This is a genomic window from Aeromicrobium sp. CFBP 8757 (genome assembly GCF_014841755.1).
Lineage (GTDB): Bacteria > Actinomycetota > Actinomycetes > Propionibacteriales > Nocardioidaceae > Aeromicrobium.
Genome location: NZ_JACYUM010000001.1, coordinates 438246 through 460801, shown reverse-complemented (window position 1 = coordinate 460801; position 22556 = coordinate 438246). Strand labels below are relative to the sequence as shown.

The following is a 22556-nucleotide window of genomic DNA, read 5'->3' as shown; positions in this document are numbered from 1 at the left end:
TCTCCAGTGGTTGTGATGGACATCTGTCACCGATTACCCCCATTCGGCAGGGGCAACCCGTGGGGAGCTGTGAGGTCAGTCGCCCGGAGGCGGACGCTCGGCGCGCAGCGGCGCGACGACCGTCGCGACGTGCTCGTCGTCGAAGAACTGCTCGAGCGTCACGGGCAGCGGGATCCGCCAGTTGGGGTACTCGTCGACCGTTCCGGGGAGGTTGGGCTGGCGACGCTCGCCGACGACGTCGGTGGGCGCGCTCAGCACGAGCCGCGACGCGGCGCGGGCGATGACGGCGTGCAGCGCGACGACCGGGTCGGTGACGTCGATGCCCTCGTCCCGCACGAGGGCCATCAGCGCCTCGCGGTCGGCGGCCGCCTCGGCGAGCGAGTCGTCCACCGGACCGTCGAGCAGGTCGAGGGACGCGCGCAGGCGCACGTGTTCGGCGTCGAGCCATCCCGTCGCGGTCGGCAGGTCGTGCGTCGTGACGCTCGCCATCGTCGCGGGCTCCCAGTCGCCGGGACGCCGGAACGGCTGGCCGTCGGCGTCCCAGTCGCGCTCGAACCACAGCACGGCCGAGCTCAGCATGCCGCGCTCGTGCATCGTCTCGGTCACGACGTCCTCGACCGTCCCGAGGTCCTCGCCGACGATGATGGCCCCGGCGCGGTGCGCCTCGAGCGCGACGACCGCGAGCATCGCGTCGGCGTCGTAGTGCACGTAGGTGCCGCGGTGCGCGGGCTCTCCCGGCGGGATCCACCACAGGCGCCACAGGCCCGCGATGTGGTCGATCCGGATGCCGTCGGCGTGGCGCAGGACGCTGCGCACGACCTCGCGGAACGGCTGGTAGCCGGCTGCGGCGAGCTCGGCGGGACGGAACGGCGGCAGGCCCCAGTCCTGGCCCAGCTCGTTGAAGGCGTCGGCGGGGCAGCCCACCCGCACCGACGGTGCGAAGACCTCGCGCTGCGACCACGTGTCGGGACCGCCCGCGCTGACCCCGACGGGCAGGTCGTGGACGATGCCGACGCCCATGCCGCCCTCGCGCGCCGCCGCCCGCGCCGCGTCGAGCTGCTCGCGGCACCGGTGCTGCAGCCACACGTGGAAGGCGATCCGGTCGGCCAGCTCGACCCGCAGCTGCGTCACCGCCGGGCCCGCGGGGTCGTGCAGCGTCGTGGGCCAGTCGCGCCAGTCGCCGCCGTGCTGCTCGGCCAGCGCGCAGAACGTCGCGAAGTCGCGCAGGGCGTCATCGGGCTCGACGGCCCGTTCGGCCTCGGGCCGGTGGGGCCACAGCAGCTCGAGCGCCGCGAGCTTCGCGTCCCACACGGCGTCGTGCTCGATCTCGTCGGTGTCGCGTTGCGGCGCGAGGGCCAGGACGGCCGCCTGCAGTGCGGCGTCGGCGGACCGGTAGGCGGCGGTGTCGGTGACCCGCAGGTACAGCGGGTTCGCGAAGCGCCGGCTGGCCGGTGAGTACGGCGAGCGCTGGATCGGGTGCGTCGGCGAGACGGCCTGGACGGGGTTGACCAGCACGACCCCGGCCCCCTGCTCGGTGCCGGCGCGACGGGCGAACTCCGCGAGGTCGCCGAAGTCGCCCATGCCCCACGAGTCGGCCGACCGCAGCGCGTACAGCTGCAGCATCCAGCCCCACGTGGGGCGGATGTCGTCCATGCGGGCCGGCGCCACGATCACGGTCGACGTCCGCTCGCCCGCGACGGCGGTGTGCCAGCCGAGCGGCAGGTCGGACGGCAGGGGCTCCCCCGCCCCGACCTCACGGCTCGTGCCGTCCTCGAGGTCGAGGCGCACCGCTACGTCCAGCGACGTCGGACGCCCCTCGACGACGACGACGGTCGGCGGCAGCGACGTCGTGCGGTCACGCTCTCCCGCCGCGGCGAGCGACGCCTCGACGGCCTCGTCGGAGGTGGCGTCGACGTCGAGCATGCCGAGCACCGCGACGACGAGGGACGGGTCGACCTGCACCGGCGTGCGGTCGGACCCCTCGTACTCGGTCGCGACGCCGTGGGCGCGGGCCAGCTCGGCGAGGTTCGGAGGACACGTCGTCTGCGGCACGCGACCAGCATCGCGGACGGACCCCGACGGTGCCAATCCACGCGGTGTGACCTTCGCGCCCGCACGCCCGCCCGGCACCGCCGACGGTCAGCGGCCCGTGAAGGTCGCCTTGCCGGGTCCGCTCTCGACGAACGACGTCATGCCCGCGACGCGGTCGTCGGTCGCGAAGAGCCCCGAGAACTCGACGCGCTCGATCTCGAGCCCGGTCTGCAGGTCGACCTCGAGACCGCGGTCGACGGCGTTCTTGGCGGCGCGCAGCGCGAGCCGCGGCCCGCCGACGAACTGCGACGCCCACTCGACGGCCTTGCCGTAGACGGCGTCGGCGGGGTGCACCTGGTCGACCAGGCCGATCGCGAGCGCCTCGGCGGCGTCGACGAAGCGTCCCGTGAAGATGAGGTCCTTGGCCTTGGCCGGGCCGACGAGCCGCGCGAGGCGCTGCGTGCCGCCGGCGCCGGGGATGATCCCCAGCAGGATCTCGGGCTGCCCGAGCTTGGCGTCGTCGGCCGCGAAGCGCACGTCGGTCGACAGCGCCAGCTCGCACCCGCCGCCAAGGGCGAAGCCCGTGATCGCCGTGACGGTCGGCTTGCTGATCGCCGCGACGTCGCGCGTGAAGGCCTGCAGCAGGTGGGCGTGCCTGACCATCTCGGCGTGCGACATCGTGGCCATCTCCTTGACGTCCGCACCCGCCGCGAACACGCGCTCGCCGCCGAACAGGACGACCGCGGCGACGTCGTCGCGCTCGTCGGCCTCGCGGGCCACCTCGCCGAGCTCGCGCTGCAGCTGCGCGTTCAGGGCGTTCATCTTCGGGCGGTCGAGGCGGATCGTGCCCACCCCGTCGCTGACCTCGAGCCGGACGAATTCAGTCATGTCGTGCCTCCACACCGTCTCTGGCGACCGACGTGCCGCCGTCGCGACCGAGCATAGGAGGTGCGGCACCTGTCGGGCGTCCGCCCCCGCGCGTCGGCGTGACGAGGAACAGCGGGGCGGCCGCGCCCAGCACCAGCCCGCCGACCACCATCGCGGCACCCGGCGAGGCGCTGGTGGCCACGGCACCGAGGACGACCGCGCCGACCGCCGCACCGGGGTGCATCGCCATCGACGCCAGCGACAGCACCGTGGCGCGGTTCTCGGGTCGCGCCTGCTGGTGCAGCAACGTCTCGTAGACGGCCCCGGCGGCCGAGTGCACGGCGTACGTCGCGAGCAGACCCGCCACGAGCCCGACGGGTCCGGCGGCCACCCCCATCGCGACGACCGTGAGGGCCTGCACGACCTTGAGCGCGACCGACACCGCCACGAGGCTCCACCGGCGCAGCAGCCAGGGCACGGCGGCGGCTCCGACGGCCGAGACCGCCCAGGCCCCCGCGGAGGCGGGCCCCATGACGGTCGCCGCGAGGTCGCCGTCCCCCAGCATCTCCTCCAGCCGGACCGGTGTCATCGACTCGAACGCGACCAGGCCGAAGCCCCACAGCACCTCGACCGCCACGAGGGCGCGCAGGACGCGTGAGCGCAGCAGCAGACGCGCGCCGTCGGCGATCGCCCGCGGGGTGGCCCGCACCGACCGGACGACGCCTCCCACGCGGGCCGAGCGGTCCTCGTCCATGAGCACCCAGGCCGCCACGACCTGCACGACCGCGAGCGCGCAGGCGACCCGGTGGGGCACCGCCAGCGCCTCGGCCCGGCCGAACGGCGCCCAGGCGACGAGGCCCGCCGACAGCAGCGCACCCACCGCGATCGACAGGCCCACGACCGCCGCGTAACCCGCCAGGCCCCGCGCCACCTCGGCGCTGCGAGCCGGCTCGGGCACCTGCTCGCCGACCGTGTCGACGAACCACGCGTTCAGCGGGCCGCTGTCGAGCGCGCGGAACACGCCGGTGAGGGCCACCGCCGCCGCGAACACCACCGGCGTCTGCGCGACGGAGTACAGGCCGTACGCCACGGAGGCCACGACCGCCGACGCGATCCAGACCGGACGCCGTCCGAGCGTGTCGGCGAAGCCGCCGGTGGGCAGCTCGAGGAGCAGCACGACGACGCCCTGCACCGCCAGGACGCCCCCGAGCTCGGCGACCGACAGACCCCTGTCGAGCGGCAGCAGCGCCATCACGGGCACAATCAACCCGGTCGGCAGCCAGCGGACCGCCGCGAGCAGCCAGAACCGCGACCGGACGCTCACGACGTCTGCGGCAGCGTGATGACGTGCAGGGCGACGTGCTCGGAGCCCTGCCGGTGCGAGTAGCGCTCGACCAGCGCGTGCAGCTCGTCGCCGAGCGCCTCGAGGTCGGCGGGGTCGAGGCGCAGGTCGTAGTCGCTGTGCCCGAGGCCCGGACGGTGATCGGTCCACGCCTCGAGGCCGTTGCGCAGGTGCTCCTCCTGGCGGCGGCGGACGACGTCGACGAACTCGCGTCCCCCGTCGAGCTCGGCGAGGCCGGTCGGGAACGACGTCGCGTCGTGCAGCGCCCTCCACCGGCGCTCGCGACCCGACGGCTGCTCGTCGTCGTCGCCGACGAAGCCGAAGCGCTCGAGCTGGCGGAGGTGGTACGACGTCGAGCCGCTGGACTCCCCCAGCGCGCGGCCGAGCTCGGACGCCGTCGCGGGCCCGTCGGCGCGGAGACGGCCGAGCAGCGAGAGCCGCAGGGGGTGCGAGACGGCCTTGAGGGTCTCGAGGTCGTCGACGACCTTGCGGGTGAGTGCCATGCGCCCACGATAGAACCGCAAAGAGTTCTTTGCAAACAGTTCTTTGCAGCCCCCGCGTGGTCTGCCCGGCGCTCATCGCACGCCCACCCTCCTCACAGGCGGCACCCAGCCTCGCGATCTTGACTGGCAGCACCGACCACCAGGGAGATCCCATGAACGACCAGCCCACCGCCTTCGCACGGCCCGCCGCCCGTCCCCGTCCGCGCCGCCGGATCGCCGTCCTGGCCACCACGGCCGTCGCGGCCGCCGGCATGACGGCGTTCGGCATCACCGCCGGCCAGGCCGACTCGACCGGCACGTCGGTCGCGACCCAGCAGCGCACCCTCACCGCACCCTCGTCGGGGTACGGCTACGGCGGATTCGGCGGCCCGGCGACCCTCCCGGACGGCCGCAGCGGTCTCGGCGGTATCAGCGGTGACGGGAGCACGTCGGGCTCGACGCAGCAGACCACCGCGACGGACGCCTCCGAGACGCAGGAGAAGGGGCTGGTCTACATCGACACGACGCTCGACTACGGGTCCGGCCAGGCCGCCGGCACCGGCATGGTCCTGACGTCCGACGGCGAGATCCTGACCAACCACCACGTCGTGGAGGGCGCGACGTCGATCTCCGTGGAGGTCGTCTCGACCGGCACGACGTACGACGCCGAGGTCGTCGGCTACGACGCGACGCACGACGTCGCGGTGCTGCAGCTCGTCGACGCGCAGGGCCTCGCCACGGTCACGACCGACACCGCCGAGACCGTGGCGGTCGGCGACTCCGTCACGGCGGTGGGCAACGCCAACGGCGACGGCGGTGCCGCCAGCGCCGCGGCCGGCACGGTCCTCGGCGTGGACCAGTCGATCACGGTCTCGAGCGAGACCGGCGGCGACGCGAGCCGGCTGACGGGGCTCATCGAGATCGACGCCGACATCATCGCGGGCGACTCCGGCGGCGCGCTCTACGACGACGACGGCGAGGTCGTCGGCATGAGCACCGCGGCGTCCAGCGGCTCGGCCGACATCACGGGATACGCCGTGCCGATCGCCCAGGCGCTGGAGATCGCCGACCAGATCGAGGCGGGGACGTCGAGCGGCACCGTGCAGATCGGCAACCACGGGTACCTCGGGATCTCGCTGTCGGCGGAGGTGACGGGCGCGCTCGTCGCCGGGGTGCAGGACGACTCCCCCGCCGCGGACGCCGGCATCGTCGCGGGCAGCACGATCACGTCGCTCGGCGGCCGGGCCGTGACGTCGTCCGACGCCCTCGCGTCCGCGGTGGCCGAGCTCGCCGTCGGCGACCGCGTGACGGTCGCGTGGACCGATCCGTCCGGTCGGGCCCACACCGAGACCGTGACGCTCGGCGAGGGCCCGATCGGCTGAGCGACCACGGTTCGGACGCACGGGCGAGCCGTGCCGGGCCGGGGCCGATAGCCTGACGGCATGCCCGTGAGCCTGCGTGACGACGACCTCGCCCTCGAGCCCACCTCGGGATCCGACGAGTTCACGGGATTCGCGATCGTGCTCGGCGGCGAGCGGCTCGGCACCGTGGCCCTGCGCCGCGAGGGCCCGGGCACCGCGTCGATCCGCTGGAACTCCCGCATCGAGAAGCCGTTCGTGGTCGCCCGGGCGCTCCGGCTGGCCGTGGCCCACGCCTTCGACGCGCTCGACGTCGGCCGGGTCGAGGTGCGCCTGTCGACCGACGACACGCGTGACGTCCGGGCCGCCTCGATCGCCGGGCTGCGGCGCGAGGGCATCGTGCGACGCCCCGGCGACGGCGCCGACGACGTGCTGATGGCCCGCCTGGTCGACGACCCGCCCGCCGACACCCGCGAGGGGTTCATCGCGATCCTCAACGCCGGGCTGCCGACGAAGCGGATCATCAGCCAGGGCCTGGTGCGCGACGAACGCGGCCGCGTGCTGCTGTGCGAGCTGACCTACAAGCAGGAGTGGGACCTGCCCGGCGGCGTCATCGAGGTCGGCGAGGCGCCGTCCGTCGGGCTGGTGCGCGAGCTCGAGGAGGAGCTGGGCACCACGGTCGAGGTGCGCGACCTGCTGACCGTCAACTGGCTGCCGGCGTGGCGCGGCTGGGACGACGCGTGCATCTTCCTGTTCGACCTCGGCGTCGTCGACAGCACGATCACCGACGGCATGACGCTGCAGCCCACCGAGATCAAGGCGGTCCACTGGTGCGACCCCGCCGACGTCCGCGATCGCGCCACCGATGCCGCGATCGAGCTGCTCGAGGCCGTCGACGCCGGCTCGCTGCCGGTCTACCGCGAGGCGCCCAAGCAGCCCGAGTGACGTGACCCGTCGGGGCGACCGTCAGCCGGTGGCGCCGCCGCCGCCCTGACCGCCCTCGCCGCCGACGACGCCGCCGTACTGGCCCAGGGCCCGCGGCTCGCCGGCTCCGCCCGGCAGGTACAGCAGCACCTGGTGCAGGTAGCTGAGGGTGCCCGAGCCCGAGATGCCCTCCGACAGGAACGCACGCTGCGGCGAGCCCTCGGGCCACGTGACCGTCAGCCCGTCGGCGACGGTGTAGGTGTCCTTGCGCAGCAGCGTCACGAACGCCAGGGCTCCCCCGTCGCCGGTGCGCAGGGCGTACTGGACGTCCTGCGCCTCCCACGTCTGGCTGAACGTCACGTTCTCGAGGTCGGCATTCGTCGCTGCGGTCGTGCGCATCTGCTTGATGAACGAGTCGTCCGCGATCTCGGCCGACTGCTCGGCCCCCGGGTCGGCCAGCACGGCCGCGTAGGCGTCGGCCGCCTCCTGGGGCGACATCGCCATGCCGACGCCGTCATCGGCCCCGACCGTGCGGGCAGCCCCGTCGGCGCGGCGGATCGCGGGCAGCTCCGTGCCGGAGAGCGTCTCGGGGCTCGCGGTCAGCAGCCACGGGTCGACCGACGACGCCCGCTCGAACACCTGCACGCGGTTGACGCCCAGCTGCCGGTCACGCACCACGGCGCTGAACCACAGCGGGTACTTCGTGAAGCGCGGCACCTCGACGTCCGTGACCTCGACGTCGGAGGTGTCGCCCTCCTGCGTCGTGGACGAGCCCTGCGACACCGCGAACGAGCCGGAGTCGATCGCCAGCACGGCGCCCGTCTCGACGGTCGACAGCGGCTTCGGGTCGAGCAGCGCGACGGCCGAGCTGCGCACCTCGCGGTAGCGGTCGATCACCGTGGTCACGGTGTCCGCGCTGGCCGCGGTCTTGCGCGGGGTCAGGTCGTCGCGCTCGTGCGGGACGGCGCAGGCCGTCAGCGCCAGCGAGCACGCGAGTGCCACGATCGTCCGCCTCACGGCCTGCCCCCTCCGTCGTCCGTCTCGTCGTCGACGACCTCGAACTCGGCGAGCTCGTCCTCGCCGACCTCGTGCTCGACGCCGTCCTCGTCGACGAAGACGTAGACGACGCGCTCGGGCTCGGGGTCGGGGTCGGGCTCGGGGTCGGGGTCCGGGGCGGGCTGCGCGCGGTCGCGACCGGCGGCGATGTCGGCGGCCGTCAGCACGCCCGGCACGACGACCTGCGGCACGGTCGGCACGGGCTCCGGCTCCGGCTCCGGCTCCGGCTCCGCGTCAGCGTCGGGCGTCGGCTGCGGCAGGTCGTCGTCCGCACCGACCTCGTCGACGACCTCGAGGTCGGCGGCCTCCTCGGCCGAGATCTCGTGCTCGACCCCGTCGTCGTCGACGTACACGTAGACGATCTCCTCCTCGAGGTCGTCCCCGAGGTCGTCCCCGTCCGCGTCGTCGCGCCGTCGCGAGCGGATCGCGAGGACGCCGACCCAGAGCACCGCCAGCCCCAGCAGCGACGTCGACGCGCCCTTGAGGAAGCCGTTGTTGACGCCGTACGCCAGCGTCACCTCGAGGCCCGCCAGGTTCGACGAGCCGACCGACAGGATCGCCAGCGAGACCGACTCGTCGGGCAGCCGGGCGCTCAGCGTCGCACCGCCCAGCCGGGGCTCCGACGTCGCGATCCACCAGTCGAGCGCCGTCGGCGCACCCGGCAGGGCGGGCGCACCGTCGACGGCGCGGGTCGTGATCGTCCACGGCCGGTCGAACGACGTGACCTCGAGCCGCCGGGTCCCGGCCAGGTAGCTCTGCACGTCGACGGTGTTGCCGAGACCGATGAACACGGGCTTGCGTGCCGGCAGCTCGGCCCGGACGTCGATCTTGACGTCGGCCCAGCGGATGACCTCGGGTGCCGTCACGACCGCGATGTCGTCGGTCTCGATCGCGTGCGGGCCGGTCGAGAGCCGGCTGTCGGGCCCCAGGACGACCATGACCCCGGCGCCGGTCGCCGCGAGCAGCACGCCGAGCACCGACAGCGCCCAGCCCCACCACGTCCGCATCGACACTCTTCCTGTGCGGGCCACCGCCGGTGGTGACGCCGCCCCGACCATACCCTCAGGAGCCCTGCGATCCCGTGCGACGACACCACGACGGCGGGCGAAAAGAATCCGGGTGCGTCCGTCCGGGACGCGGGCTCAGAACAGGGCGGTGGCGAGGGCCCGCCGCGCGGTCATGACGGACGGATCGGCGATGCCGACGACCGTGAACAGCTCGAGCAGCCGCTCGCGGACGCGCTCGCGATCGTCGCCCGACGTCGCGCGCACCAGGCCGATGAGCCGGTCGAAGGCGTCGTCGACGTGGCCGCCGCTGATGTCGAGGTCGGCGACCAGCATCTGGGCGTCGATGTCGTCAGGACGGTCGGCGGCCGCGGCCCTCGCCGCCTGCAGGTCGGCGCCGTGGGTGCGCGACAGCCACTTGACCCGCGCGAGGCGCTCGGCGACCTCGACGTCGGCCGGGTACTGCACCCGCAGCTTCTCGTACTCGGCGACGGCGGTGTCGAAGTCGCTGGCCATGAAGGCCTCCTCGGCCGCCGCGAAGCGGGGATCCTCGGGCTCCTCCTGCTCGGCGGCGTCGGGTGCCGCGCCGGTCGGCTGCGCACGACCCGTCAGCCCGTTCTCGGCGGCGATGCGCACCAGCTCGTCGAAGTAGCGGCGCATCTCGGCCTCGTCGACGGTGCCCTGGAACAGCGGCACGGGCTGGCCCTTGACGAGCCCGGCGACGTACGGCACGCCCTGCGCCTGCAGCGCCTGGGCGATCTGCGGGCTCGCGTCGACGTCGACCCGCGCCAGCATGATCTGCCCGCCGTAGGAGTCGACGACCGAGCCGATCAGGTCGTTGAACGCCCCGCTCTGCGGCGAGCGCGACGACCACAGGCCCAGCACCACGACGTACGACATCGAGGCCTCGAGGGCGACCGACTGGAACGTCGTCTCGTCGATGTCGACGGCGTAGGAGCTGCCGGAGGCGTCACCGGCCCCCTGGGCGGCGGCCGTACGCGCGGCGGGCTGCTTCAGTGCGGACAGATCGATGGCACCGGGTCGCGAGAAGTTCATGACCCCATACTAGGAACCCGCGGCACGGGCGCGCGCCCGGTCAGTACTGCTGGTCGATGATGCGCTGCTGGTCGTGCGGACGACGGCCACGCAGACCGGCGTCCTGCACGACCTTCTGGATCGCGTGGTCGATGACGTCGACGTCGGCGATGTAGCGGATGTGCCGCACACCCTGCTCCTGCGCCGCCGACTCGAAGGTCATGTGCCCGTACGTGAACGGCCACCGCCCGAGGAGCGGACGCTCGACCGTCACGTCGAGGATGCGGTTGATCGGCACCGTCGCCCGCTTGGTCGAGAAGATGCCCGTCACGCGGAACACGCGCATGTCGGTCAGCACGAAGATGTCGCGGCGGTCGCGCAGCCACAGGTAGACCGCGTGCCCGGCCAGCCCGGCCGCGAGCAGCAGCGGGAGCCAGCCGATGCTGACCGGGCCGATGACCGCGAGGACGACCAGCAGCAGCGCGCCCGCGAGCTCGGCCAGCGCCCGCGCGTAGACGATCGGGTGGTGCGCGTACTCGCCGACCTTGTGCTCGGTGGGGTTCTGGAGCAGGTTGCCGTCGATGTCGTGATCGGGCAGCAGCTCCAGGACCCAGTCGAGCAGCGCCCGGATCATGGCAGGACTACTCGACGAGCTCGTTGAAGAAGATGCCGAACTGCCGGAAGGCGTCCATGATCGCGCCGAAGGCGTCGCTCACGGCGTCGGCGGCGCTGGCCGGGGTGTTCAACAGGTAATAGATGACGAACCCGACGACGAGCAGCGCGATGACCTTTTTCAGCACCGTCCCATCGTGACCGACGGCGCGTCCGATCCCCGACAGGCGCGCCGAGGCCGTCAGAGGTGCTCGACCAGCGTGGCGGCGGCCGCGAACGGGTCCGACTCGCCGTCCAGCACCTGCTGCGCGAGCGTGTCGAGACGGGCGTCGCCCGACAGGTGCGCGAACCGCGAGCTGACCTCGAGCAGCGCCAGCGCCTCGATCTCGCGCCGCGTGCGGGCCAGGCGGCGGCGGACGAGCTCGCCCGAGGCGTCGAGGTGACGGTGGTGGTCGGTGATGGCCTGCACGACCTCGTCGACGCCGTCGCCGGTCGTCGCGGTCGTCAGGAGCACGGGCGGCCTCCACGCGTCGTCGCCCCGGTCGGCCATGCCGATCACCGAGCGCAGCTCGCGCCGGGTCGACTGGGCGCCCTCGCGATCGGCCTTGTTGACGACGAAGACGTCGCCGATCTCGAGGATGCCGGCCTTCGCGGCCTGGATGCCGTCGCCCATGCCGGGCGCCAGCAGCACGAGCGTCGTGTCGGCCAGGCCCGCGATCTCGACCTCGGACTGACCCACGCCGACCGTCTCGACCAGGACGACGTCGCACCCCGCGGCGTCGAGCACGCGCAGCGCCTGCGGGGCCGTGGCCGACAGGCCGCCGAGGTGGCCGCGGCTGGCCATCGACCGGATGTAGACGCCCTCGTCGAGCGCGTGGTCCTGCATCCGCACCCGGTCGCCCAGCAGCGCGCCGCCCGAGAACGGGGACGTCGGGTCGACCGCCAGCACGCCCACCCGCCGGCCCGCGGCCCGCAGCGCGGTGACGAGCGCCGAGGTCGACGTCGACTTGCCGACACCCGGCGAGCCCGTGATGCCGACGACGTGGGCGTGGCCCACCAGCGGGGTCAGGGCGGCGCTGACCTCGCGCAGCGACGGCGACCTGTCCTCGACCAGCGAGATCAGCCGCGCCACGGCCCGTGGCTGACCGTCACGTGCCTGCTGCACGAGGTCGGCCACGGACGTGGCGCGGCTGGTGGGGCTCATCGAGGGACCGGTCGCCGATCGACTACTTGGCGGGGACGCGCAGGATCAGCGCGTCGCCCTGGCCGCCGCCACCGCACAGGGCGGCCGCGCCGACGCCGCCGCCGCGACGACCGAGCTCGAGCGCGAGGTGCAGCGCGATGCGGGCGCCGCTGGCACCGATGGGGTGGCCGAGCGCGATCGCGCCGCCGTTGACGTTCACGATGTCGGCGGAGATGCCGAGCCCGGCGGTGCTGGCCAGGCCGACGGCGGCGAACGCCTCGTTGATCTCGACGAGGTCGAGGTCGGTGGGCGCGATGCCCTCCTTGCGGCACGCCTGCGCGATCGCGTTGGCGGGCTGGTCCTGCAGGCTCGAGTCGGGGCCCGCGACGACGCCCGCGGCGCCGATCTCGGCGATCCACGACAGGCCGAGCTCCTCGGCCTTGGCGCGGCTCATGACGACGACCGCCGCGGCGCCGTCGGAGATCTGGCTGGCCGATCCCGCCGTGATGGTGCCGTTCTTGTCGAAGGCCGGACGCAGCCTGCCGAGCGACTCGGTGGTCGTGTCGGCGCGGACGCCCTCGTCGGCCGCGACGACGACCGGGTCGCCCTTGCGGGTCGGGATCTCGACCGGGACGATCTCGTCGTCGAAGACACCGTTCTTCTGGGCTGTCGCGGCCTTCTGGTGCGATGCGGCGCTGAACGCGTCCTGCTCCTCGCGGGTGAACTTCTGCTGGTCGGCGTTGATCTGCTCGGTGAGCCCACCCATGGCCTGGTCGGTCAGGGCGTCCCACAGACCGTCGGCGGCCATGTGGTCGACGAGCTTGGTGTCGCCGTACTTGGTGCCCTCGCGCGATCCCAGCAGCATGTGCGGGGCCTGCGTCATCGACTCCTGGCCACCCGCGACGATGATCTCGTGCTCGCCGGCGCGGATCAGCTGGTCGGCCAGCGCGATCGCGTTGATGCCCGACAGGCACACCTTGTTGATCGTCAGCGACGGGACGTCGAGCGGGATGCCGCCCTTGTGCGCGGCCTGGCGGGCGGGGACCTGCCCCGCGCCGGCCTGCAGCACCTGGCCCATGATGACGTAGTCGACCTGGTCGCCGGAGACGCCGGCCTTCTCGAGGGCCCCCTTGATGGCCAGGCCACCCAGGTCGGAGCCCGACAGGCTCTTCAGGCCGCCCAGCAGGCGACCGATCGGGGTGCGGGCGCCGGCGACGATGACGGACGGGTTCGCGGACTGGTTCATGGAGCGGCTCCTTGGAGGACAGTCCCGAGAAGACGGAGCTCGAGACGGTGCTGGGCACTTTACCCATCGGTAACACGGGAACATCCCCGGTGTGCGCTGGATCACCCCACGAGCGTTCTTCTCACTAGGTTGCCAGACTGACTAGTCGGCGCTACGGTCTAGCCATGGACGACGACCTCCCCTCCGAGTGGCTGCGCGCCCTGCTGTCGCTGGCCGTCCTGTCGGTCGTCGCGCAGGACGAGACGTACGGGTACGTCATCATCCAGCGCCTGCGGTCGGCCGGACTCGGCACCGTCAAGGGCGGGACGCTCTACCCCGTGCTGAACCGTCTCGAGTCAGCCGGGCACGTGACGTCGTCCTGGCGCGAGGGCGTCGGCGGCCCCGGACGCAAGTTCTTCGCCGTCACCGAGGAGGGCAGGACCCACCTGGCCGAGCGATCGGCCGCCTGGCACACCTTCACCGACCGGGCGGCGAGCCTGGTCCCCGACCAGAGGAATCGCCGATGAGCGCCGACCACCCCCGATCCGACTACCAGCAGCGACTGGTGCTGGCGCTGCGCCTCAAGGACGTCCCCGGCGACCGCATCGGGGAGATCGTCGCCGAGGTCGAGAGCCACGTGGCCGACACGGGTGAGGACCCGACGGACGCGTTCGGCACGCCGAAGGCGTACGCCGCCAGCCTGACCGAGGAGCACCGGCCCGAGCCGAGGTGGCGCACGGCCGTCAGCATCGCGGGCTCCGGGATCGCCGGCTGGCTGCTCGCGCAGGGCCTGTTCGCGGTGCTGCTGGACCACCTCTACTGGGGACGACCCGGCTGGGTGTGGATCGTCGCAGGACTCGCGATCGGCGTCCCGGGGTGGCTCAGCGTGTGGCGCCGGTCCACGAGCGTCCGCGACCCGCGCACCGGCACCGACCTCGTGCCGTTCTCCCCCGGCGGGCTGGCGCTGCTGGTCGGCGGGCCCGTCGTGCTCGTCCTGGGCGCCGTCGCCGCGATCCGCGTCTGGGGCTGACGACCTCCCCCTGCTCATCTACGCTGCTGCTCATGACTGAGCCCCTCGTGCCCGCGCACCTGCTGTTGACCATCGACCACGTCGGCATCGCCGTGCCCGACCTCGACGACGCGCTCGAGTTCTACGCGTCGACGTTCGGCCTGCACTCGGTGCACGAGGAGGTCAACGAGGAGCAGGGCGTCCGCGAGGCGATGCTCGCCGTCGGCGACTCCGACACCCGCATCCAGCTGCTGGCCCCGCTCAGCGAGGAGTCGACGATCGCCAAGTTCATCGCCCGCAACGGCCAGGGCATCCAGCAGCTCGCCTACCGCGTCGCCGACATCGACGCGGTCTCGGCGACCCTGCGCGACCGCGGCGTCCGCCTGCTCTACGACGCGCCGAAGCGCGGCACGTCCGACTCGCGGGTCAACTTCGTCCACCCCAAGGACGCCGGCGGCGTCCTGGTCGAGCTCGTCGAGCCGGCTGCGGCGTCGTCGCACTGAGTGCTGGATCACAGTCACGACGGGTGACGCCCGAGGTTACGACTCGGTAACCTTCCCGGAATATCTACCTGGAGGTACACCGTGCAGCAGATCCTCGATGCCATCCTCGCCGGCGACACCGCCCCTGAGGACTTCGCGGCCATCCCCCTTCCCGAGACGTACAAGGGCATCACCGTCCACAAGGACGAGGTCGACATGTTCGCGGGGCTCGCGAGTCGCGACAAGGACCCCCGCAAGAGCCTGCACCTCGACGACGTGCCGGTGCCCGAGCTCGCACCCGGCGAGGCGCTCGTGGCGGTCATGGCCAGCGCGATCAACTACAACACCGTGTGGACGTCGATCTTCGAGCCGGTGTCGACCTTCAGCTTCCTCGAGCGCTACGGCCGCCTGTCGGAGTACACCAAGCGCCACGACCTGCCGTACCACGTCGTCGGCTCCGACCTGGCCGGCGTCGTGCTGCGCACCGGCCCCGGCGTCAACGCCTGGAAGCCCGGCGCCGAGGTCGTCGCCCACTGCCTGTCCGTCGAGCTCGAGAGCCCCGACGGCCACGACGACACGATGATGGACCCGCAGCAGCGCATCTGGGGCTTCGAGACCAACTTCGGCGGCCTGGCCCAGCTCGCGATCGTCAAGTCCAACCAGCTGCTGCCCAAGCCCGACCACCTGACGTGGGAGGAGGCCGCCAGCCCGGGCCTGGTCAACGCGACCGCCTACCGCCAGCTCGTCAGCAAGAACGGCGCCCACATGAAGCAGGGCGACGTCGTGCTGATCTGGGGCGCCTCCGGCGGCCTCGGCTCCTACGCGACGCAGATGGCGCTCAACGGCGGCGCGATCCCCGTGTGCGTCGTCTCCTCGCCCGAGAAGGCCGAGATCGTCCGCTCGCTGGGCGCCGAGCACGTCATCGACCGCTCCGCCGAGGGGTACAGGTTCTGGAAGGACGAGAACACCCAGGACCCCAAGGAGTGGCAGCGCTTCGGCAAGAAGATCCGCGAGCTCACGGGCGGCGAGGACCCCGACATCGTCTTCGAGCACCCGGGCCGCGAGACGTTCGGCGCCTCGGTCTACGTCACCCGCAAGGGCGGCACGATCATCACCTGCGCGTCGACCTCGGGCTACATGCACCAGTACGACAACCGCTACCTCTGGATGAACCTCAAGAACATCAAGAGCTCGCACTTCGCGAACTACCGCGAGGCCTTCGAGGCCAACCGCCTGATCGACAAGGGGCTGGTGCACCCGACGCTGTCGCGCGTGTACTCGCTCGAGGAGACCGGGCAGGCCGCGCTCGACGTCCACCACAACCTCCACCAGGGCAAGGTCGGCGTGCTGTGCCTGGCCCCCGAGGAGGGCCTGGGCGTCCGTGACGAGGCCAAGCGGGCCAAGTACCTGACCGAGATCAACCGCTTCCGCGGCATCTGACCCGGCACCGCACCCGCACCGTGGAGGGGCGCGCGGACGGCCGACACGAGCCGTTCGTGCGCCCTTTTTCGGCGGGTAGTCTGGGTCGCACCAGACCTCTCCTCCGCTCGCGACGAATGGGATCCGCATGTCCGACCAGCCCGGCCTGTCCATCTTCGACTCCTCCAGCTCCGACACCTCGTTCCCGCTGGCGCGCCGCGGTGGCTACGACAGCGACGCCGTCGACGCGTGGGTCCGCACCCAGAGCGCCGAGCTGCAGCGGGCGCACGAGAGCATCCGGTCGACGCAGAGCGAGAACGAGAACCTGCGCGAGACGATCGAGAAGCTGACCGAGCGCGTCGAGGCGGTCGAGACGCCGAGCTACACGGGCCTCGGCAACCACGCGGCCCAGCTGCTGGGCCTGGCCGAGCAGGAGGCCGACGACGTGCGCAACCGCGCCACCCGCGAGGCCGACGAGCTGCTCAAGAAGGCCGAGGAGGAGGCCGCGATGGTGCGCGCCACCGCCGATCACGACGCCGAGGAGATGCGCGGTCGCGCGGTCGCCGAGCTCGAGGAGAAGCGCAAGCAGCTGCTCGAGGACGCCGAGGCGATGCACGCCGACGCGATCGCCCACACCGAGGACCTGCGCGCCCAGGCCGAGCGCGAGGCCGCCCAGCTGCGGCTCGCCGCCGAGCAGGACGCGCAGAACATGCGCCTCGGCGCGACGCGCGAGGTCGAGCAGGCGCGCGCCGCCGCCGACCGCGAGGTCACCGAGGCGCGCCGCGTGCTCGCGGTCGAGAAGGAGCGCCTGGCCCGCGAGGCGTCCGAGAACCACGCCTCGGCGATGGAGCAGACCGGCAAGCTCGTCCAGGACTCCGAGACCCGCGCCGCGGCGGCCGACGAGCGGGCCCGCACCGTCATGGCCCAGGCCGCGGCGACGCGCGAGGCGGCCGCCGCCGAGGCCGCCCGCCTGCTCGAGAACGCCAAGGTCCAGGCCGACCAGCAGCTGTCGAGTGCCAACGCCGAGGCACAGAAGATCCGTCTGGGCGCCACGACCGATGTCGAGCGTCAGACCCGCTCGCTGCGCACCGAGGTCGAGGAGCTGCAGCGCAAGCGCGACGGCATCATGGCCCAGATGGGCCAGCTGCGCGACATCGTCGCGACGTTCGCCCCCGACGCCGCCAGCGCCGCGCCGAGCCGTGACGCCGCCGACGACGAGACGGACGACGACGCCGACGCCGACGAGTCGGACACCGAATCCGACGTCGACGTCACCGACGCCGACACGGACGGCGACGACGACGGCACCGACGAGCCCGGGACCGCCTCGCGCTGACGTCCAGCAGGCGGCGGACCGGCTACGGCTGGTCCGCCGGCTGCACCGGCACGTCCGCGAAGGCCGCGACGGTGCGGTCGGCGTACGCCGACGAGTCGGCCCGCTCGACCGGCCCGTCCCACGTGCTCGGCAGGGGCACCGCGACGCCGGGCGCGATGCGGTGGACGATCTCGTCGAGCGCCCGCTCGGAGTCACCGACCCACAGGTGCTTCGCGCCCTCGACACCGACGACCTCGGCCTGCGGGATCACGGCGAACCGCTCACGGGCCTCGGCGGGCTGCAGGTAGTCGTCGTGCTCGGGGACGAGCGCCGTGACCGGCTTGCCCGACTCCGCCCAGGCGGCCAGGTGCTCGGGACGCGAGTACCGCAGTGGCGGCGACAGCAGCACGATGCCCGCGACGGACGGCTCGAGGCCGTACATCAGCGTCAGGTCGGTGCCGAACGACCAGCCGACCAGCCAGATGTCGGGCAGGTCGGCGAGCTCGGCGTGCTCGACGGCCGCGGCGACGTCGAAGCGCTCCCCCACGCCGTTGTCGAACGTCCCCTCGCTGGTGCCCTGCACGCTCGACGTGCCGCGCGTGTTGAACCGCAGCACCGCGACGTCGGCCAGCGCGGGCAGGCGGTACGACGCCTTGCGGAACAGGTGGCTGTCCATCATGCCGCCGTGCGTCGGCAACGGGTGCAGGCAGATCATCGTCGCGACGGGCGGACGGTCGAGCGGCAGCGCGAGCTCGCCGACCAGGCTCAGCCCGTCGGCGGTCTCGAGCGTCAGCGCCTCTCGGCGCGCCGGCAGGATGGTGTTGCCGCGGATGCGTTCGGTCATGGGTTCCCTAGTGCTTCCTCGCCCAGCAGGCGGTGTGCCAGTGTCGTCGTTCGTCGATCGCGGCCTCGCTCAGCAGGGCCTTCTCGACGGGCCACACCACGAGGTGCGGCAGCCCCGCCCGGATCAGCTGCGAGCAGCCCGGGCAGCGGTACTCCTTGGTCGACGAGCCGCGCAGCGTGCGGACGACCCACTCGCCGTCGGCCTTGTGCTCACGGGCCTCCGAGCTGGTCCGCAGGACGGGTGCCGGCGGTCGGGCGACACGGCGGCGAGGCATGGCGCCAGTCTAGGACGACCCGGTCGGCGCCCGGACGTCACCGGCAGTAGCGACGGATCCACCCGGCCCCGGCCGTCGCCCGCGACAGCGCCTCGTCGAACGTCACGACCACGACGTCCTCGGAGTCGAGCGGCTGGTACAGCACGACGTCGGTGAGCACCGGCTCCTCGCCGCACGAGCGTCCCAGCCCCTCCTGCCGGTCGATCGCGCGCGCGAGCGGCAGGCCCATGACGTCGGCCTGCGTCACGACGCGGGTGACCTCACGGCCGTACGCCTCCTCGAAGGCGCGGAGGGCGACGAGCCCGACCAGCAGCGCGAGCACCGCGCCGAGCGTCACGGCCCGCACCAGGCGGGCACCCCGCAGGGCGCGGCTGCTGATCGACATGGGGCTCCTGTGCGAGTACGTCCCCCCGCACACAGCAACGAGGCCGGTACCCCTGGGGTTACCGGCCTCGTCGAGTCGATCCTCGGAGCTGCTGGATCAGTACGTGTGGAAGCCCTCGCCGGTCTTGCGACCGAGCCGGCCCTCGGCGACCAGGCGCTCGAGCGTCGGCGCGGGCTGCCAGCCCGCGTGCCCGAAGGTCCCGACCAGCGACTGCTGGATCGCCAGCGACACGTCGTTCCCGACGACGTCGAGCAGCTGGAACGGGCCCATCGGCAACCCCGTGGCCTTGAGCGCCTCGTCGATCTCGTCGAGGCTCACGTCGCCCGACTCGAGCAGCCGGACGGCGTCGTTGAGGTACGGGAACAGCAGCGCGTTGACGATGAAGCCCGCCCGGTCGCCGCACGAGACGGGGTGCTTGCCGGTGGCCAGGCACAGGGCCCGCACGGTCTCGTCGACCTCGACCGACGTGTCGTCGGCGGTGACGACCTCGACGAGCCGCATGATCGCGGCGGGGTTGAAGAAGTGCATGCCGATGACGTCCTGCGGGCGCGACGTCGCCGCGGCGCACGCGTTGATCGACAGCGACGACGTCGTGGTGGCCAGGATCGCGCCGGGCTTGGCGATGCGGTCGAGATCGGAGAACAGCGCGAGCTTGACGTCGAGGTCCTCCGCGATCGCCTCGACGACGATGTCGGCGTCGGCGAGCGCCTCGCGCTCGGTCGCGCCGGTCAGGCGTCCCAGCACGTCGGCGCGGCCCTGCTCGTCGAGCTTGCCGCGGGCGACGGCCTTGTCGAGGCTCTTGGTGATCGCGGCGACGACGCCGGCGACCTTGTCGTCGCCGCGACCGACGAACGTCACGTCGTAGCCGGCCTTGGCGAACACCTCGACGATGCCGGACGCCATCGTGCCGGTGCCCACGACGCCGACGCGGCGGATCTCGTGGCGCAGCTGCGGCGCGGCGACGCCCTCGGCGCCGGCGGCCGAGGCGAACGTCGTGCCCTCGGCGGCCTGCGTCGTCAGCACCGCGGCGGGCTGGTGCAGCTCGTCGCCGGTCTCGGCGTAGAGCTTCTCGAGCCCCGACACGACCGTGCCGGCGCCGATCGCGTCGACCAGGGCCAGCGGGCCGATCGGGTAGCCGCAGCCGAAGCGCATCGACGCATCGATGTCGGCGCTGGTGGCGTAGCCGCTCTCGTACATCGTGGCCGCGTGGTTCAGGTACGGCAGCAGCAGCGTCCGCGCGACATCGGCGGCCGGGTCGTTGGCGGTCAGACGGTCGACGACTTCCTGCATGGCTACTCCTCAGTAATATGACGGTCGTGACACACTAGCGTGGCCCTGCCTGCCGCCCTAGGGGGAATCATGAAACTTCGTATGACGATGGCCACAGCCCTGACCGCCGCCACGCTGACGATGCTGTCCGCCTGCGGCTCCGCTTCCTCGGACGACGCAGCCGCCGATCCGACCGCCTCCCCGACGCCCACTGCGACGATCAGCGAGGCCCCGTCGGTCGACCCGCAGGACCCCGCCGCCGTGGCGCTGCGCGGCGACTGGGAGATCCCGTCCGAGCAGTACGTCCTGCACCTCGTCGAGGACGGCACGTTCATCGAGGACTTCCAGGGCGTTGTCGACTTCCGCACCGGCAAGTACGAGGTCGAGGGCGACACCGTCTCGCTGGTCGGCGACGACGGCAACACCGACAAGGGCACGGTCGTCGACGACGACACGCTGAAGTTCACGCTCGGAACGGCCACCCGACTCAAGTGAGACTGGTCATCGCCCGTTGCCAGGTCGACTACGCGGGACGCCTGGCGGCCCACCTGCCCCTGGCCACGCGACTCATCATGGTCAAGAACGACGGCTCGGTGCTGATCCACTCCGACGGCGGCTCGTACAAGCCGCTCAACTGGATGAGCCCGCCGTGCACGCTGCGCGAGGGCGTCACCGACGAGGGCGTCGTCGAGTGGACGGTCACGGCCGGCAAGACCGACGACACGCTGCGCATCCTGATCGAGGAGGTGCTCGAGGACACCGCTCACGACCTCGGCATCGACCCCGGTCTGCGCAAGGACGGCGTCGAGAAGCACCTCCAGGAGCTGCTCGCCGAGCACACGACGGCCCTCGCGCCGGGCATGAGCCTGGTGCGTCGCGAGTTCATGACGGCGATCGGCCCCGTCGACCTGCTGTGCCGCGACGCGTCCAACGCCGCCGTGGCCGTCGAGATCAAGCGGCGCGGCGACATCGACGGCGTCGAGCAGCTGACCCGCTACCTCGAGCTGATGAACCGCGACCCGGCCCTGCGCCCCGTGCGCGGCATCTTCGCGGCCCAGGAGATCAGGCCCCAGGCGCGGACGCTCGCGACCGACCGCGGCATCGAGTGCGTCGTCGTCAACTACGACGAGCTGCGCGGCATCGACGACCCCAGCCTTCGGCTGTTCTAGGGCGTCACTGCAGCGGCAGGTCGAACACCGTGGTGCCGAGCTTCTCCCAGCGGTCGATCTCGCAGCCGTCCTGACGGCTGAAGCTCGCGTCGACGTCGGCGCCCTCGTACGTTCCCGTGACCGTCGCGGTCTGCGGGCCGCCGAAGACCATGGTGCACGACTGGTCAGCCGCGACGGGCTCGAACACCGATGCCCCGGCCGCCGCGATCGCGTCGCAGGCCTGCTCGGGCTGGGGGTGGTCTCCCCCGGCCGGGTCGCACGTCAGGCGGTACGTCTTCGGCGCGGCGCCCTCGCCGCTCACGACCTCGATCGTCAGCGACGTGCCGGACGCGGCCGCGTCGCCGTCGGGCGCTCGCCCCTCCCCGTCGCTGGCGGCGTCGGAACCGCAGGCCGACAGGGACACGAGGGCCGCGACCGCGACGAGCGCCGACGCGCCCGCCCTACGCACCGGCGATCCTCGGCGCGGTCGGATCGGCCTCGCCACCCGTGTCCTCGCGGGCGACCCAGTCCTCGATGCGCTCGTAGTCGTGCTTCGAGCGGGTGACGACCGCGAGCAGGTCGCTCATCGAGGAGACCTCCTCGACCTGCTCCTTGATGAACCACTGCATGAACTGGTCGGACGCGAAGTCGCTGTGCTCACGGGCGATGCGGGTCAGCTCGTAGATCTGCTCGGTGACGCGCTGCTCCTGCGCGAGGGCCGTCGCGACGGGCTCGACGACGTCGGCGAACGCGACGCGGGGCGCCGGGAGGGCCGGGATGACCGGCACCTGGTCGGCGTCGAGGAGGTACTGCACCATCATCATGGCGTGGTCGCGCTCCTCCTCGGCCTGCCGGTAGAACAGCGCGGCCATCTGCGGCATCGTCAGCGCGTCGTAGTACGTCGCGATCGCGACGTACTGCTGGTGCGCGCTGAACTCGTGACCGATCTGCTCGTTGAGCCGTTCGACGAATGCTGGTGCTGCCATGTGTCCCATGTCTCCAGTCTCTCGCATAAGGCGAGCCTCACCTCACGCTGGTATCGTGGTGTCGTGCCCAAGATGCCGAAGAAGAAGTGCTGCAGCGACAAGCCCGCCTGCAAGCGCTGCCCCCTTCGCATGATGAAGGAGGGCACGCTGCCCGACGGCTACACCGTCAAGAAGCGCCGGCTCGTCAAGGTCGACGGGAAGGTCGACGGCAAGGGCAAGAAGTCCTCCTCGAAGTCGCGCTCGAAGGTCGCTGCCTGATCTCGTCCCCAGCGTAGGGCACCCGCGCGCCTCGCGAGGTCATCCCAC

At 72.4% G+C, this 22556-nt stretch carries 27 protein-coding genes; 10 read left to right on the top strand and 17 right to left on the bottom strand.

All coding sequences use genetic code 11. From position 1 onward, the window contains the following. Positions 1-75: 75 nt before the first annotated feature. The 4 genes from malQ to IFT73_RS02260 all read right to left on the bottom strand — a co-directional run bounded on the left by malQ (position 76) and on the right by IFT73_RS02260 (position 4743). Positions 76-2052 carry a 4-alpha-glucanotransferase gene (gene malQ / locus IFT73_RS02275; protein ID WP_192166206.1) on the bottom strand — a complete coding sequence of 659 codons (1977 nt, stop codon included), beginning with the start codon at positions 2050-2052 and terminating at the stop codon, positions 76-78. Between the two features lie 87 nt (positions 2053-2139). Further along, positions 2140-2919: an enoyl-CoA hydratase/isomerase family protein gene (locus tag IFT73_RS02270; protein ID WP_192166205.1), complete on the bottom strand. Its 780-nt coding sequence runs from the start codon at positions 2917-2919 to the stop codon at positions 2140-2142. Continuing rightward, positions 2912-4222: an MFS transporter gene (locus tag IFT73_RS02265; protein WP_192166204.1), complete on the bottom strand. Its 1311-nt coding sequence runs from the start codon at positions 4220-4222 to the stop codon at positions 2912-2914. The genes IFT73_RS02270 and IFT73_RS02265 overlap by 8 nt, the downstream gene beginning before the upstream one ends. Continuing rightward, a complete protein-coding gene (locus IFT73_RS02260; protein ID WP_056607267.1) occupies positions 4219-4743 on the bottom strand; it encodes a winged helix-turn-helix domain-containing protein in 525 nt (174 codons plus the stop codon). Before IFT73_RS02260 ends, IFT73_RS02265 begins: the two co-directional genes overlap by 4 nt. A gap of 152 nt (positions 4744-4895) precedes the next feature. On the opposite strand from IFT73_RS02260, the gene IFT73_RS02255 reads away from it, so the two are divergent. Both IFT73_RS02255 and IFT73_RS18590 read left to right on the top strand, forming a co-directional pair. After that, a complete protein-coding gene (locus IFT73_RS02255) occupies positions 4896-6104 on the top strand; it encodes a S1C family serine protease (protein ID WP_192166203.1) in 1209 nt (402 codons plus the stop codon). Between the two features lie 60 nt (positions 6105-6164). Further along, complete coding sequence (locus tag IFT73_RS18590; protein ID WP_197983465.1) at positions 6165-7025, top strand: NUDIX hydrolase; 861 nt, start codon at positions 6165-6167, stop codon at positions 7023-7025. Between the two features lie 21 nt (positions 7026-7046). Here the strand turns inward: IFT73_RS18590 and IFT73_RS02245 are convergent, their stop codons facing one another. The 7 genes from IFT73_RS02245 to IFT73_RS02215 all read right to left on the bottom strand — a co-directional run bounded on the left by IFT73_RS02245 (position 7047) and on the right by IFT73_RS02215 (position 13140). Further along, positions 7047-8021 (bottom strand): hypothetical protein, encoded by a 975-nt coding sequence (locus IFT73_RS02245; protein ID WP_192166202.1) that lies wholly within the window; start codon positions 8019-8021, stop codon positions 7047-7049. Next, positions 8018-9067, bottom strand: coding sequence for a hypothetical protein (locus tag IFT73_RS02240; RefSeq protein ID WP_192166201.1), 1050 nt, complete (start codon positions 9065-9067; stop codon positions 8018-8020). Before IFT73_RS02240 ends, IFT73_RS02245 begins: the two co-directional genes overlap by 4 nt. A gap of 135 nt (positions 9068-9202) precedes the next feature. Beyond that, positions 9203-10120, bottom strand: coding sequence for a tetratricopeptide repeat protein (locus IFT73_RS02235; protein WP_192166200.1), 918 nt, complete (start codon positions 10118-10120; stop codon positions 9203-9205). 40 nt (positions 10121-10160) lie between these two features. Further along, positions 10161-10733, bottom strand: coding sequence for a PH domain-containing protein (locus IFT73_RS02230; protein WP_157432503.1), 573 nt, complete (start codon positions 10731-10733; stop codon positions 10161-10163). A 7-nt stretch (positions 10734-10740) separates the two neighbouring features. Then, complete coding sequence (locus IFT73_RS02225) at positions 10741-10899, bottom strand: hypothetical protein (RefSeq protein WP_192166199.1); 159 nt, start codon at positions 10897-10899, stop codon at positions 10741-10743. A gap of 53 nt (positions 10900-10952) precedes the next feature. Then, a complete protein-coding gene (gene meaB, locus IFT73_RS02220) occupies positions 10953-11915 on the bottom strand; it encodes a methylmalonyl Co-A mutase-associated GTPase MeaB (RefSeq protein ID WP_192166198.1) in 963 nt (320 codons plus the stop codon). Positions 11916-11937: 22 nt separating this feature from the next. After that, positions 11938-13140 carry an acetyl-CoA C-acetyltransferase gene (locus IFT73_RS02215; RefSeq protein WP_192166197.1) on the bottom strand — a complete coding sequence of 401 codons (1203 nt, stop codon included), beginning with the start codon at positions 13138-13140 and terminating at the stop codon, positions 11938-11940. A 164-nt stretch (positions 13141-13304) separates the two neighbouring features. On the opposite strand from IFT73_RS02215, the gene IFT73_RS02210 reads away from it, so the two are divergent. The 5 genes from IFT73_RS02210 to IFT73_RS02190 all read left to right on the top strand — a co-directional run bounded on the left by IFT73_RS02210 (position 13305) and on the right by IFT73_RS02190 (position 17365). Beyond that, positions 13305-13646, top strand: coding sequence for a PadR family transcriptional regulator (locus IFT73_RS02210; RefSeq protein ID WP_192166196.1), 342 nt, complete (start codon positions 13305-13307; stop codon positions 13644-13646). Beyond that, positions 13643-14149, top strand: coding sequence for a hypothetical protein (locus IFT73_RS02205; protein WP_192166195.1), 507 nt, complete (start codon positions 13643-13645; stop codon positions 14147-14149). The genes IFT73_RS02210 and IFT73_RS02205 overlap by 4 nt, the downstream gene beginning before the upstream one ends. A gap of 32 nt (positions 14150-14181) precedes the next feature. Beyond that, positions 14182-14631 (top strand): methylmalonyl-CoA epimerase, encoded by a 450-nt coding sequence (mce, locus tag IFT73_RS02200; protein WP_192166194.1) that lies wholly within the window; start codon positions 14182-14184, stop codon positions 14629-14631. A gap of 81 nt (positions 14632-14712) precedes the next feature. Further along, positions 14713-16050, top strand: a complete 1338-nt coding sequence (gene ccrA / locus IFT73_RS02195; protein WP_056607252.1) for a crotonyl-CoA carboxylase/reductase — start codon at positions 14713-14715, stop codon at positions 16048-16050. A 127-nt stretch (positions 16051-16177) separates the two neighbouring features. Further along, on the top strand, positions 16178-17365 hold the full coding sequence (locus tag IFT73_RS02190; RefSeq protein ID WP_192166193.1) for a DivIVA domain-containing protein: 1188 nt from the start codon (positions 16178-16180) through the stop codon (positions 17363-17365). Between the two features lie 22 nt (positions 17366-17387). On the opposite strand, the gene IFT73_RS02185 is transcribed toward IFT73_RS02190, so the two are convergent. The 4 genes from IFT73_RS02185 to IFT73_RS02170 form a co-directional block, all read right to left on the bottom strand. Further along, positions 17388-18188: an alpha/beta hydrolase gene (locus IFT73_RS02185; RefSeq protein ID WP_192166192.1), complete on the bottom strand. Its 801-nt coding sequence runs from the start codon at positions 18186-18188 to the stop codon at positions 17388-17390. Positions 18189-18195: 7 nt separating this feature from the next. Beyond that, the gene (locus IFT73_RS02180; protein ID WP_192166191.1) at positions 18196-18462 is read right to left on the bottom strand and encodes a hypothetical protein; all 267 of its coding nucleotides are present in this window, start codon (positions 18460-18462) and stop codon (positions 18196-18198) included. A 37-nt stretch (positions 18463-18499) separates the two neighbouring features. Then, positions 18500-18847 (bottom strand): hypothetical protein, encoded by a 348-nt coding sequence (locus IFT73_RS02175; protein WP_192166190.1) that lies wholly within the window; start codon positions 18845-18847, stop codon positions 18500-18502. A 96-nt stretch (positions 18848-18943) separates the two neighbouring features. After that, complete coding sequence (locus IFT73_RS02170) at positions 18944-20137, bottom strand: 3-hydroxyacyl-CoA dehydrogenase family protein (protein ID WP_192166189.1); 1194 nt, start codon at positions 20135-20137, stop codon at positions 18944-18946. An 87-nt stretch (positions 20138-20224) separates the two neighbouring features. Between IFT73_RS02170 and IFT73_RS02165 the strand changes: the two genes are divergently transcribed. Further along, positions 20225-20611: a hypothetical protein gene (locus IFT73_RS02165; RefSeq protein ID WP_192166188.1), complete on the top strand. Its 387-nt coding sequence runs from the start codon at positions 20225-20227 to the stop codon at positions 20609-20611. Beyond that, positions 20608-21285 carry an endonuclease NucS gene (gene nucS, locus IFT73_RS02160; protein WP_192166187.1) on the top strand — a complete coding sequence of 226 codons (678 nt, stop codon included), beginning with the start codon at positions 20608-20610 and terminating at the stop codon, positions 21283-21285. Before IFT73_RS02165 ends, nucS begins: the two co-directional genes overlap by 4 nt. Positions 21286-21289: 4 nt before the next feature. Here the strand turns inward: nucS and IFT73_RS18770 are convergent, their stop codons facing one another. Together IFT73_RS18770 and IFT73_RS02150 are read right to left on the bottom strand one after the other, a co-directional pair. Beyond that, complete coding sequence (locus tag IFT73_RS18770) at positions 21290-21733, bottom strand: SSI family serine proteinase inhibitor (protein WP_192166186.1); 444 nt, start codon at positions 21731-21733, stop codon at positions 21290-21292. Then, positions 21726-22250 carry a ferritin gene (locus IFT73_RS02150; RefSeq protein ID WP_192166185.1) on the bottom strand — a complete coding sequence of 175 codons (525 nt, stop codon included), beginning with the start codon at positions 22248-22250 and terminating at the stop codon, positions 21726-21728. Before IFT73_RS02150 ends, IFT73_RS18770 begins: the two co-directional genes overlap by 8 nt. Positions 22251-22322: 72 nt before the next feature. Between IFT73_RS02150 and IFT73_RS02145 the strand changes: the two genes are divergently transcribed. Next, entirely contained in the window at positions 22323-22508 is a 186-nt protein-coding gene (locus IFT73_RS02145; RefSeq protein WP_056610030.1) for a hypothetical protein, read from the top strand. Positions 22509-22556: the final 48 nt, after the last annotated feature.